At 60.6% G+C, this 13,348-nt stretch carries 9 protein-coding genes; all 9 read left to right on the forward strand.

From position 1 onward, the window contains the following. The first annotated feature begins 498 nt into the window (after positions 1 to 498). The 9 genes from ACY3GB_RS12425 to ACY3GB_RS12465 all read left to right on the forward strand — a co-directional run bounded on the left by ACY3GB_RS12425 (position 499) and on the right by ACY3GB_RS12465 (position 13,347). Complete coding sequence (locus tag ACY3GB_RS12425) at positions 499 to 1,440, forward strand: KpsF/GutQ family sugar-phosphate isomerase (protein WP_463089011.1); 942 nt, start codon at positions 499 to 501, stop codon at positions 1,438 to 1,440. 23 nt (positions 1,441 to 1,463) lie between these two features. Continuing rightward, entirely contained in the window at positions 1,464 to 2,216 is a 753-nt protein-coding gene (locus ACY3GB_RS12430) for an ABC transporter permease (protein ID WP_463089012.1), read from the forward strand. Next, positions 2,213 to 2,884, forward strand: a complete 672-nt coding sequence (locus ACY3GB_RS12435; protein ID WP_463089013.1) for an ABC transporter ATP-binding protein — start codon at positions 2,213 to 2,215, stop codon at positions 2,882 to 2,884. Before ACY3GB_RS12430 ends, ACY3GB_RS12435 begins: the two co-directional genes overlap by 4 nt. Beyond that, on the forward strand, positions 2,868 to 4,034 hold the full coding sequence (locus ACY3GB_RS12440) for a hypothetical protein (protein ID WP_463089014.1): 1,167 nt from the start codon (positions 2,868 to 2,870) through the stop codon (positions 4,032 to 4,034). The genes ACY3GB_RS12435 and ACY3GB_RS12440 overlap by 17 nt, the downstream gene beginning before the upstream one ends. A gap of 196 nt (positions 4,035 to 4,230) precedes the next feature. Next, positions 4,231 to 5,703, forward strand: coding sequence for a polysaccharide biosynthesis/export family protein (locus tag ACY3GB_RS12445; protein ID WP_463089015.1), 1,473 nt, complete (start codon positions 4,231 to 4,233; stop codon positions 5,701 to 5,703). Between the two features lie 29 nt (positions 5,704 to 5,732). Next, positions 5,733 to 9,218, forward strand: coding sequence for a capsular polysaccharide export protein, LipB/KpsS family (locus tag ACY3GB_RS12450; protein ID WP_463089016.1), 3,486 nt, complete (start codon positions 5,733 to 5,735; stop codon positions 9,216 to 9,218). A gap of 129 nt (positions 9,219 to 9,347) precedes the next feature. Then, the gene (locus tag ACY3GB_RS12455; protein ID WP_463090938.1) at positions 9,348 to 11,327 is read left to right on the forward strand and encodes a capsular polysaccharide biosynthesis protein; all 1,980 of its coding nucleotides are present in this window, start codon (positions 9,348 to 9,350) and stop codon (positions 11,325 to 11,327) included. Between the two features lie 21 nt (positions 11,328 to 11,348). After that, positions 11,349 to 12,677, forward strand: coding sequence for a capsule biosynthesis protein (locus tag ACY3GB_RS12460; protein ID WP_463089017.1), 1,329 nt, complete (start codon positions 11,349 to 11,351; stop codon positions 12,675 to 12,677). A 184-nt stretch (positions 12,678 to 12,861) separates the two neighbouring features. Then, a complete protein-coding gene (locus tag ACY3GB_RS12465) occupies positions 12,862 to 13,347 on the forward strand; it encodes a hypothetical protein (protein WP_463089018.1) in 486 nt (161 codons plus the stop codon). Position 13,348 lies beyond the last annotated feature (1 nt).

Genomic DNA, 13,348 nt, shown 5'->3' on the forward strand with positions numbered 1-13,348 from the left:
CGCCGGCATCCGAGTTGAACTGCTTCAGCCAGTAAGCCACGCGACGCCAGCAGCGCTTTTCGTGGGTCAGGAAACGCAATAACCGGCTGCGACTTCCAGGCTCCGGATCAACCGGCAGACCGTGTTCGGTAATCAGTGCGGACATGATGGCTCGCTCCAGGATTGAGGTATGGGTGCACTCTCAAGCCAACTGTAGCGGCCGGGGTGTCAAATTCCCGCAGAAACGGCCGCGCGCCGCATCAAATTTTCATAAATACGCGGCAAATCCCGCTACTGCTATTGGAATCTTGAAATTAGGCTAGAGTCTGTACACATTCTATTTTGTTACAAAAAGAACAGCCATTTGTCATTGAATGGATTGAAATGCCCGATAATCATATTGTAAACAGAATGAAAATGGCTATTTCTTAAAAAAACTGCAACAAACGTTCACAGTCATGGCAGAATTATACATTCCGATACAATTTTGATACCAAGCACGCACTTTAAACAATAAACATGACCCAGCATGCGCACACAGGATCGGCAGTCTTCGCGGAGCAGGCCCGAGCGCTCCAGGTTCAGGCGGACAGACTGTCGGACGACTTCAACCATGCGGTGGAGCTGATTCACGCCACGCAAGGCAAACTGATCGTCTGCGGCATGGGCAAATCCGGCATCATCGGCCGCAAGATCGCCGCCACTTTCGCGTCCACCGGCACCTCCAGCTTCTTCGTCCATCCCGGCGAGGCCTTCCATGGCGACCTGGGCATGATCAGCCCGCAGGACAGCGTGCTGCTGCTGTCCAACAGCGGCGAGACCGAGGAAGTGCTGCGCCTGCTGCCCTATCTGAAGCACATCGGCGCGCCGGTATTGGCCATCACCGGCGGAAGCGATTCGACGCTGGCCCGCGAGGCGGACTGCGTCTTGCTGGTTCCGATCGAGCGCGAAGCCTGCCCCCATAATCTGGCCCCCACCACATCAACCACCCTGACGCTGGTGATGGGCGACGCGCTGGCAGTGGCTTTGATGGAGCTGCGCCAGTTCCAGCCCACCGACTTCGCCCGCTTCCACCCCGGCGGCTCCCTGGGCAGAAAATTGCTGACCCGCGTCCGAGACGTGATGACGCCGACCGTCCCCAGCAACCGCCCTGGCGACGATTTCAAGCAAGTGGTCAATCACATGACCAAAGGCTGCCTGGGCCTGACCGTGGTGCTGGACGCCGATGGCAGCCTGCTGGGCATCATCACCGACGGCGACCTGCGCCGCGGCATGGAGCGCAGCGACGCGCCCCACTCGCTGAGCGCCCGACAGTTGATGACCCCCTCGCCGCTCACCATCTCCTGCGATGCGATGTTCGCCGATGCGGAAGAGCTGATGCTCAAACGCAAGATCACCTCCCTGATCGCGGTGGACCAACACAATCGCCCGGCCGGCATCATCAAGTATTTCGACCTGTGACGGCGCGCGGCGGCTGGAACGTGATGCGCAATTCAGTGCATGCGCTGTTCCTGAGAGAACTCAAAACCCGATTCGGCGAATACCGGCTGGGCTACCTGTGGGCCTTGCTGGAGCCGGTGGCCCACATGATGGTGATGCTGGCGATCATCGGCTATCTGCTGCATCGCACGATGCCGGATATTTCCTTCCCGGTTTTCCTGCTGTGCGGCATCGTGCCGTATTCGCTGTTCTCCAATATCTCCCTCCGCTCCCTGAACGCGATAGAGGCCAACCGCGGTTTGTTCAGCTACCGTCCCGTCCATCCGGTGGACGCGGTGCTGGCGCGCAGCCTGCTGGAATGCCTGATCCAGGCCGCCTGCTTCTCCATCCTGCTGGCAGGCTTGTGGCTGCTGGACGAGCCGATGAGCTTGCACAATCTGCCCGCGCTGCTCTCGGTTTGGCTGGCGCTGGCGTTGTTGTCGCAGGGCATAGGCTTCGCCTTCATGGTGCTGGGCCATGTGTTCAAGGCGGCGGACAAGATTCTGCCCATCCTGATCAAACCCTTGTACTTCGCCAGCGGCGTGATGTTCTCCCTGCACATCATCCCGGCAGAGTACCGCTGGCTGGTGGACTGGAACCCGCTGCTGCATGCCTTCGAGCTGATGCGCCACGCGGTTTTCCCCGCGTATCCGCTATATGGCGTCAGCCTCGTCTATCTCTGGCTGTGCGCGCTGCTCATGCTTTTCTTCGGCCTCTTGCTCTACAAAGCCCGCGAACCCGCAATCCTGCGCTCATGATACAGATCCGCAATCTCAGCAAGTCCTACCGCACGCCGGCAGGCCGGCACTTCGTATTCCGCGACCTGAACCTGGACATTCCATCCGGCGTCAGCGTCGGCTTGATCGGCCGCAACGGCGCCGGCAAATCGACGCTGCTCCATATCCTGGGGGGCATGGACCGGCCCGATTGCGGCCAGGTCCGCTCCACCGGACGCATCTCCTGGCCGGTGGGCCTGGCCAGCGGCTTCCAGGGCAGCATGACCGGCCGCGAGAACGTCAAGTTCGTGGCCCGCCTGTACGCCGCCAGGCACGAATTGGCAGAGAAAGTCGCCTTCGTCGAAAGCTTTGCCCAGCTGGGCAAGCATTTCGACATGCCGATCAAGACCTACTCCTCCGGCATGCGGTCGCGGCTGGGTTTCGGTTTGTCGATGGCCTTCGATTTCGACTACTACCTGATCGATGAAGTCACCGCCGTCGGCGACGCCAGCTTCAAGGAGAAAAGCGCCCGGATGATCGAGCAAAAGCGGGAGCGCAGCCAGTTTCTGATGGTTTCCCACAACTTGGCCGAGATCAAACGCTTCTGCGACTCGGCCCTGCTGTTGGGTCGCCATGGCGTCCGCTACTTCCCCCAGATAGACGAAGCCATCGCGGCTTACCGGAAAGATGAAGATGTTCAAGTGGTTTGAAAAACGCCAGGCCGATGGCTCGGCCGCCATGTCCGCAGTATCGGCCTTGCCGTGGCTGCGCCTTTTCCAGCGCGACAAACTGGCCGTCCTGCTGATTGCGCTGCCCCTGCTGCTGACCAGCCTGTATTTCGCGACGCTGTCCCAGGACCGCTACGTCAGCGAATCCAAGGTCGTGGTCAAACGCGGCGCGGACGACAAGGCTGGCAGCCTGGATCTGGGCGCGCTGCTAGGCGGCAGCGCATCGACGCTGCGCGAAGACGCGATGCTGCTGCAGCAATACATCCACTCGCCCGACATGCTGGCCCGGCTGGACCAGGCCCTGAATCTGAAACAAGCTTTCGGCCAGCCGGCAGGCTGGGACTGGTTCTACCGACTGCCCGCCGGCGCCGTCCGCGAGGATGTCCTGGACTATTACCGCAACCGCGTGGAGGTCCAGTTCGACGACAAGACCTCGCTGCTGGTCATCCGCAGCCAGGGCTTCACGCCCGAATTCGCCCAGAAGCTGAACCGCGCCATCCTGGCCGAGAGCGAGCGCTTCATCAACGAGCTGTCGCACAAGATCAGCCGCGAGGACATGGCCTTCGCCCAGCGCGAAGTCAACAACGCCTACACCGAGCTCAGCCAAGCCCGCGAAAAGCTGTTGGCCTACCAGAACCGCAACGGCTTGATCGATCCACACGCCCAGGCCCAGGCCGCCGGCCAACTGGTCGCCGAGCTGGAGGGCAAGCAGGCGCAAATGGAGGCGGAGCTGCGCAATCTGCAAAGCTACTTGCAAAGCGACTCCCCTCAAGTGGCGTCCGCCCGCAACGCGCTGGACGCGCTGAAAACCCAGATCGCCCACGAGAAAGCCAAGCTCGCCTCGCCGGACGACGGCAAGCTCAACCGCAAGGCATCCCAGTTCCAGGAAATGCGCGCCTGGGTGGAGTTCCGCACCGACCTTTATCGATTGGCGCTGACCGCCCTGGAAAAAGCCAAGGTGGCGGCCGCGCACAAACAGAAAAGCCTGGCGGTGATCAGTTCGCCACAATTGCCGGAACTGGCGGAATACCCCCGCCGCCTCTACACGCTGGCCTCGCTGCTGCTGACCGCCTCGCTGCTGTACGGCATCGCTCGCCTTGCCCTCTCCATCATTGAAGACCACAAGATTTGATATGCGCCCGACCTCAATCGCCTTGATGTTCGCCTCAAGCATGGCGCTGGCCATGCCGGCCGCCCACGCCGGCCTGGGCGGCGGCCCTGCCGATCCTGCCCCAGCGGCCGTAATGAAATCGAGCAAGCCCGCCGCGGAAATGCCTCCGCCCGCGGCGGCGGCCGAACCTCAGGTACCGGTGCAGGCTCCCGGCAGGATGTTTGGCTCCCAGCTGTTCGGCGGCGCCTTCCGCCACAGCGCCGGCAGCGGCTTCAACCCCGATTACCAGATCAGCATCGGCGACCGAGTCTCGCTGCGCCTATGGGGCGCCTTCATGTTCGACGGCCAACTGATGGTGGATCCCCAGGGCAATATATTCGTGCCCAATGTCGGCCCGGTGACAGTGGCCGGCGCGCGCAACGGCGAATTGAACCAACTGGTCGGCAACCATGTTCGCAGGGTGTACAAGGCCAACGTCAATGTCTACGCGGCGCTGGACGTCGCGCAGCCGGTCAAGGTGTTCGTCACCGGCTTCGTCAAGCAACCCGGCCTCTATGGCGGCATCGCCGCCGACAGCGTGCTCAGCTATCTGGACAAGGCCGGCGGCGTCGACCCGGACCGCGGTAGCTACGTGGACATATCGATCCGCCGCGGCGACCACGTGCGAAAACGCCTCAGCCTGTACGACTTTCTGCTGAAGGGCCGGCTGGATCTGGCGCAGTTCTCCGACGGCGACGTGATCGTGGTCGGGCCGCGCCAGCACACGTTCGCCATCTCGGGCGAGGTGTACAACGCCTACGACTTCGAATTCGGCCAGTCCCGCATCAGCGTCAGCGACGCGCTGGCGATGGCCCGCCCCAAACCCGGCGCCACCCATGTCAGCATTGCCCGCCGCCAAGGCAGCGAAAAAACCAGCGAATACTACCCGCTGGCGCAAGCCAGCGATGTGCAATTGAACGACGGCGACCAGCTCACCGTCACCGCCGATCGTTACGCCGGCACCATCCAGGTCCGAGTGGAAGGCGCGCACTCAGGCGAGCATGCCATCGTGCTGCCCTACGGCGCCACCATGGCTGACGTGCTCAAGCAGATCCGCGGCAACAGCATGTCGCGAACCGACGCCATTCAACTGTTCCGCAAAACGGTAGCGGAACGTCAGAAGACCATGCTCGACCTCTCACTGCAAAAACTGCAGGAAGCCGCGCTGTCCGCCCGATCATCCACCAAGGAAGAGGCTGAGTTGCGGACACGTGAGGCGGAATTGATAGAACGCTTCGTGGCCAAGGCGAGCAAGATCGAGCCGCGCGGGCAGGTGGTTCTGGATGAGAAAAGCCTGCAAACCACTCTGCTGGAAGACGGCGACCGCATCGTCATCCCGGAAAAAACCAGCCTGGTCATGGTCCACGGCGAAGTGCTATTCCCCAATGCAGTCAGCTGGCAGCAAGGCTATCGCGTCAACGACTACATCGAGCGGGTCGGCGGCTTTAGCCAGGGAGCCGACCACGCCCGTCTGATCGTGCTCAAGCAAAACGGCGAGGCGCAAGCCGCCTCGATACGCAACCGGCTGAACCCCGGCGACGAAGTCGTCGTGCTGCCCAAGATAGAAAGCAAGAACATCGAAGTCGTTCGCGGCATATCCCAAATCCTCTACCAGATAGCAGTGGCCGCAAAAGTCATACTGGATCTGTAATTTAAAAACCTTATTGGAGCTTCAAAAAAATGAATATTCTCTATTGGCTGGACCCATTCACCATGCCTCCCGGTTCGCGTGCGCCGACACTGCGCTGGCATATAGAACCTCTTTTCCGGTCGCTGTCGGGCAACAGCTCAGTCTCCATCATGGTACTGACTGACTCCCAGAGCCTGAGCCAAGCGGAGCCGGATGTGCTGCAAGTACCCGTTCAAACCATTACACGGGTCGAAAAAATCCGGGCGATGCCGGAAGGAGCCGCTCGCCAGGCTGCAATCCGTCAAACCGTGCTAAAGGCAGTTGGAAACTTCCAGCCCGACCTGGTCATCGCTTACGAAACACATGCCCCGTGGCTGCATGAGCTTTTCCCCTCCGCGGTCGTCATCAACGAATCTTGGGGTGCGCTGACGCGGATGCCGTTCCCGGCACTGTGCTCCTACGATTCCAATGGCATCTACCAGGAATCCGTTCTGGCTCGCCACGTCGACGCAATTCGAACCCATCGCATCAGCGATGATGAGCGCCGCGCTCTGCAGGCGGTGAGAGCAAGCATGGTCGCAGCGCTGGCGGCAACCGACCCGGTGTACCGCATGGTAGGAGAATTGCAGACCAGCTTCTCCAAACTGGTGCTATTGCCGTTGCAACTGGACGGCCATGACAGCTTTACCGGCTGCGCGGCCTGGGACAATCACCACCACATGGTGGAAGAGATTTTGACCACGCTGCCACAGGACTTCGGCCTGATCGTGACCCAGCATCCAGACCACCAGCCCGTACTCGATCAGGCGGCGATCGCCGCGCTGCAAGACAGCCACCCCAACTTCGTTTACATCCAGGAGCTGGAGCAAGTACCGATGCTGTCGCAGTGGTGGCTGCTGCATGTTAACGCGATAGCCACCGTATCTTCCGGCTTGGCCTTCCAAGCAGCAATCATGGGTGTGCCGGTCATCGCCCTTGGCCACAGCCATATCAACCTAGTGGCTTCCGGCACGCTGGCCGAAACCGAAGCGCTTGTCCGGTCGGAGATAGACCCTTCTCCGGAAATCGATTCGGCGATGTGGTGGATGCTGACGCGTTACAACGTATTCCTTGACGAAAGCATGTCATCCAGCGCCAATGCGGTCGCCCACTTCGCCGCCTTGCTGCTGATGGGGCAACGCGGCGGCGATCAGAATCCACTGGAATGGCCTCGCCGCTACGACACCGAGCAGTTGCTTGAACTGTTCAGCAAGTGGTCCCGGATCGACAGGTTGCAGAAATTGCTGGACGCTCGACAGGTAGACAGCCAGCCGAACGAACTATTGGTCAAGATCACCCAGGCCAAGGCAGTCAGCTTCGACCTGTTTGATACCCTGGTGCAGCGTCCGTTCATGGAGCCGCACGACTTGTTCCAGATGATCGAGGGCAGAGTCCGCCGGATCACCGGCAACGCCAGCCTGCACTACGCCCGCTGGCGCCGTCGCGCGGAAGAGGAAGCCCGCAAGAAGCGTAACTGGAAAGAGGTGACGATTACCCATATCTACCGAGAATTCGCCAATCTGACTGGCTACTCTCACGAGATATGCGAGCAAATCGCCACCATCGAATTTGAGGCGGAAACCGAGGTGCTGACTCGCCGGGAACCCATTTACCAGCAATTCGTCTGGGCCCGCCGGATGGGCAAGGTAGTCAGCATCATCACCGATATTTACCTGGAACAGCCTGCGATCGAACGTCTGCTGGAACGGGTCGGCATCCGAGGCTTCAGTCATCTTTACGTATCTGCAGAGCTGGACCTGCGCAAACACGATGGGACGATCTTTCCCCACTACCTGGCCGAGTTGAAAGAGCAGCATGGCATCGAACAAAGTCCTGACTGGCACGCGATGCTCCACGTCGGCGACAACCCGCGCGCGGATGTAGAAAAAGCCCGCGAACACAACCTGCGCGTGCATTGGATCCCGCGCCACGCCGAATGTCTGAGGAAAAGCGCCCTGGCTGCGCCATTCGCCCGCAATCTGGCTCGCCGCTGGACCAGCGACTCGGTGGTGATGGGCCTGATCGCCAACCGCTTCGGCAGCCACTTGCAGCATGCCCATCGCGACAATCTGTTCGGCGGATCGCTATACGCGTTCGGCTACATGGCCGGTGCGCCGATGCTGACCGCCTTCGTCCAATGGCTGGCCCATCGCGTCCGGGCACGCGGCTTCAAACGCGTCTGCTTCATGGCCCGCGACGGCTACATGCTGCGACTGATCTACGACCGGCTGCGCCAAGCCCCGGACTATGCGGACCTGCCGCCATCCGACTACTTGTATTTTTCGCGGCGCTCCGCCGCTCTCGCTTCGTGCTACAACACGGACGACCTGATTGAGCTGCTGCATCTGTCCTTCGCCAATCGCAAGCTGGGAGATCTGCTGCTGCATCGTTTCGGTCTCGAAGCCGACGCGGTGCCGCCGATGGTGCTGAAACGGCATGCGCTGCGTCTCAAAGACGAGGTGACTCACCAGCACGATCTCGCCATGCTGGGCTCGTTGATCCATGACCTGCAAGAGCCCATACTCGAACGGGCCCGTCGCGAGCGGGAAGGCGCGCTGTCCTATCTCGGCAGTAAAAACATACCGGCAGAAGCCGACCGCGTTTGCATGGTCGACATCGGTTATTCCGGCTCGATCCAGCGCTATATCAACAAAATGCTGGACAGCAAGGTCGCAGGTTACTACATGCTGACCCACGAAGCGGCGCGGCAGTGGTTCGACGGCGTTACTTTCGAGGGTTGGCTAGCTAGCTTCGACGAGCAACGGTCCGCCGACTACCACAAGCTCAACGACCATGTATTCCTGTTCGAGACGTTGCTGTCGTCGGAAGAAAACTCGGTTCGGGCGCATTTGGTCGACGAAAACGGCACCAACATCATCGAATGGGTCGAAGAAGAGCAAAATGACGTGAGGTTGCACTTCATGCGCCAAGTGCATGCTGGCGTTCAAGCCTTCATAGACGACTTCGTCGGCAGCCTGGGCCGATTCTGCTCGGAAGTGCAAATCGGCCGCGAATTCGGCGAAAAGCTCTTCCTGCATCTGGCAGAGCACCCCTCTGCCAAGGACGCTCGCCTCTTCACCGGCTTGGGCGTGGAAAACGGTTTTGGCGGCGGAGACGCCGTTCTGCTATATCACGTCGACCAAGATAAAGTGGCTGCGCTGACCAACGCAGAGCGCAACTACGTGCTGGGCAAGTCCCAATGGAAGTCCGCCGCTCTGGCCCTGTACGGCGCCCGGCCTCATCCGGCGCCCCCGGTTTCCGCCTCCACGCAACGCCCGGCCCCCCCCGCCGCCATCGCAGCTCCGCAACCCTTGGCTTCAGCCAAGCCGCGCTACGAAGACATTCCGATCGCACTACGGAAATACCTGAAGTTCAAGCGTGATCCATACTCGTTCTTCAACGATTCACGCAATATTTTCGTACGACCGTTGCGCTTCTTCTATCGCGATTTCAATAGAAAACCTGTCATAGGCAGCCTGCAAACCAGCAAGCGCTGAGCAAGCGCACCGGAGCCCCGCGGACAATGCCGTCTACGGGGCCGGCTGCCGACAAAAAACGACGACGCAGGCATTGATTTGATCGCCCTAACCTCTCCCGGAATCGCCCGGATTCCTTCATTGAGCAGCATGCTGGGATGCGATGCGGTCCTATGCCGTCCCAGGTTTGCCCAACATGCTTTCTCGGCAGTCGCCGTCTGGGGCCATCGACCCAGCGCGCGCAATGGCGAGCGCCTCGCCGCCCGTCGGCGACTCCCCATCCTGCGACTGGAGGATGGATTCCTACGCTCGCTTGGGCTCGGAGTCTCCAACGCCGCTCCACTCTCCCTCGTGGTGGACGATCTGGGAATGTATTACGACGCCAACCAACCATCTCGGCTGGAATGGCTGATCGCCAATCAGCCATTCTCCCGACAAGAACGGGATGAAGCGGTTCGGGGCCTGGCACGGATGCGAGGCGACAGACTTTCCAAATACAACCACGCTCCTGCACAGAGCCTGCCTCCCAGAAACGGCAAGATGCGCATTCTGGTACTGGACCAGACGGAGGGAGATGTTTCCGTAAAGCGTGGTGGCACAGACATGCATACGTTCAGCTCCATGCTGGAATCAGCCTGCCGCGAACACCCTGATGCCGAAATCTGGATCAAAACCCACCCCGATGTAGTGGCAGGTAAGAAGCGCGGCTACCTGCCGCAAGCTCCTGAGGACGCGCGCCTGCTGGCTGAAGACATCTGCCCGCAGTCGCTGTTGTCCCAGGTGGACATCGTCTATACCGCCACCTCTCACATGGGTTTCGAAGCGCTGATCGCCGGCTGCGAGGTAGTGTGCTTCGGCATGCCCTGGTATGCCGGCTGGGGATTGACCGACGACCGCCATCCCGACATGCCCAAGCTGAGCGAGCGGCGCCAACGGCGCTGCACGCTGGAAGAGCTGTTCCACGCAGCCTATCTGCAATACGCCCGTTACATTCATCCGGAGACCGGCCAGCCAGGCACCTTCTTTGACGTTGCGGAATGGATTCGACAGAACCGGGAACTACGGGAGCAGACCAGCGGGACGCTCTGGTGCGTGGGCATGAGCTTGTGGAAGCGGGCAGCTGTCTGGCCTTTTCTCAAGACGCCGGACAACCGCCTGCGTTTCATTTCCAGACTAGACAAGCTGCCCGCCGCCTTGCCGCCGGACAGCAAGCTGGTGGTTTGGGGCATGCGGCCGGATATCGCCGAATGGGCGGTGCAGCGCGGCCTGCCTTTGCTCAGAATGGAGGATGGCTTCCTGCGCTCGGTAGGTCTCGGCTCCAACCTGATGCCCCCGATGTCGCTGGTGGTGGACCGCGGCGGTCTGTACTACTCGCCGCATTCCGGTTCCGACCTGGAGCGCTTGCTCAACACGCTGCAGCTTGATGATTGGCAAATCTCGCGCTCGGCGCGTCTCAGGCAGCAGTTGGTCGAGTTGAAGCTCAGCAAATACAACGTGGGGGGCAGTTTCCAGCTTCCCGCGGAAGCCGCGGGCAAAACCGTAGTGCTGGTGCCGGGACAGGTGGAAGACGACGCTTCAATCCTCGAAGCATCGCCAGAAATCCGCGGCAATCTCGCGCTGCTGCGCGAGGCTCGCCGCCAGCGCCCGGATGCCTGGCTGGTCTACAAGCCCCATCCCGACGTCATGTCCGGAAACCGCCGGGGCGAGGTCCCGGTCAGCGAACTGACGGCATTGGCCGACCAGGTCGCCGCGGAAGCGGATATCGCCGATTGTCTTGCTGTGGCGGATGAGATCCACACCATGACCTCCCAGGCGGGCTTCGAAGCCCTGCTTCAGGGCAAGACGGTGTACTGCTACGGCATGCCGTTCTACGCCGGCTGGGGTCTGACCATCGATCGCCAGCCGATGCCGCAACGCCGGCACCGGCTGGCATTGGACGAATTGGTCTATGGCGCCTTGATCGCCTATCCCCGCTACGCGCTTCCCGGCAGCGATGGCTTCGCCCGCGTCGAGGCGGTTGTGGAATATTTGCGTCGGCAAAAGGCCGGCGGCCATGCAAACTGTGCGGCAACCCACTGGCCGGCCCGTCAGTGGCGCAAAGCGCGCGGCTTGCTGCGCACCCTGCGCTGAACATCGAACCTTAAAAGAATCATGCTTGCCGCCCAACCTTTGCTCAAACACCGCCGGCTGCTGCTGTTGCAGGGACCGATGGGGCCATTTTTCAACATTCTGGCCAATTGGCTTCGCGACAACGGCGTCGCCGTTCACAAGATTAACTTCAATGGCGGCGACAGGCTCTACCATCGGTGCCTGCCAAGCACCGATTACAACGGGCGGCTGGAGGATTTCGCGCCCTGGCTAGCCTTGTTTCTGCGGAGCGAGCGGATCGACGGCGTGATCTGCTTCGGCGACTGCCGCCGCTACCATCGCATCGCCGCCGAGCTTTGCCGAAACCAGCGCCTGGCGTTCTATGCCTTCGAAGAAGGCTACCTGCGCCCGGACTACGTGACTCTGGAATCCGGCGGCGTAAACGCTCACTCAACACTGGCCAACGACCCCGCAGCCATCCTGGCGCATGAGTCCAGCACGCCTCGCCCCCCCCGCCCCACCCGACCATCGTTCCGACGGATGGCTTGCACCGCCATCAGTTATTACGCCGCCGGCTGGCTATGGCGGCGGCGCTATCCTCATTACCGCCACCACAAGGATTTCTCGCCGTTCCGCGAGTGCGCGCGGTGGTTGCGTTCCGGCTGGCGCAAGCAATGGTACAAGCTCAGCGAGCGCGCCACCGCTCGACGCGTGCTATCCGGCATGAGCGTGGGTCAAGGCTATTACTTGGTCGCGCTGCAAGTCTTCAACGACAGCCAGGTTTTGCATCACAGCCATTACGAAGACGTAGCCGACTTCATCGATGAAGTCATCTCATCCTTCGCTCGCTGGGCGCCTGCGGGCCGGCATCTGGTGCTGAAACACCATCCGATGGATCGCGGCCACCGCAATTACCGGCAAATCATCCGACGGTTGTCGCAGAAGGCAGGCATCGCAGACAGGGTGCACTATCTTCACGATACGCATCTGCCTTCCTTGTTGAAACAGAGCCTGGGCGTAGTCACAATCAACAGTACTGTCGGCTTGTCGGCGCTGCACCACGGCAAGCCTCTAGTCGTCACTGGACGTGCTCTGTACGACATGGAAGGGCTGACCTTCCAAGGCGTGCTGGACCGTTTCTGGCGCGAGAACCAGCCCCCGCAGCGGGAGCTGTACGGCAAGCTGCGCTCCTACCTGATCAAACACACCCAGCTCAACGGCGCCTTCTTCGGCGAATCGCACTGGCTGCCTTGCCAGCCAAGCCCGCGTCCGCTCAGACCTGCGCTTGCTTCCCTCTTGTTATCTCTCGCGACTCTGCTTCTTGCGGAGGCAGACGAAACCGTCGAGTTGGCCACGCTGTGGGAGTGGCTGGGCAATCTATGGCCTGTTTAAATACAACGACGGAAAACACGCAGGCTTCGCAAGCTTTTGCCGCAACGCTTGCCGTCAGCAACAAGCAATGCCAGCGCCTAAATCCAAAAATGTATGTAAAATTAAAATTACATGCCAATTATTTACATAAATAGTGGATATGATTACTGTCCAACATCATAAGCCACAATAATGGAGTATCCATATGTCCGTCCGTTCCGCGTTGTTCGCCGCCCTGTTGCTCCCCGCGCTTCCTGCATTGGCCGACGTGTCGCTGCTGGTGCCTTTCGCCTCCAAGCACTACGGCTGCAATAGCCGCAAGCACAACTGCGACTTCGAGCAGTTCAATCCCGGTCTGGGCGCGGAATGGTCGCTACAGGAATATCCATGGGGCCGCCCCATTATTCGCGGCGCCGTTTACCGCGACTCTTCCAAGAAAACCGCCTATTACGCCGCCGCCGGATGGCGCAAGGACTTCAACGTCGCTGGCGATTTCAAAATGGGAGTGGGCCTATACGGCGGTTATCTGAACGGCTCCGATCACAACGGTTTCGCCGCCCTGCCCTTCGTATCGGTAGGCTACAAGAAACTGTCGTTCGAGGTCGGTTACGGCGATTCCAAGCTGGGTCACCACAAGCACAAGGAAAACGTGAACCACGTGCTGACATTCAACGCCCGCTATGATTTCTGAG

Source organism: Chromobacterium sp. Ag138, from assembly GCF_055181315.1.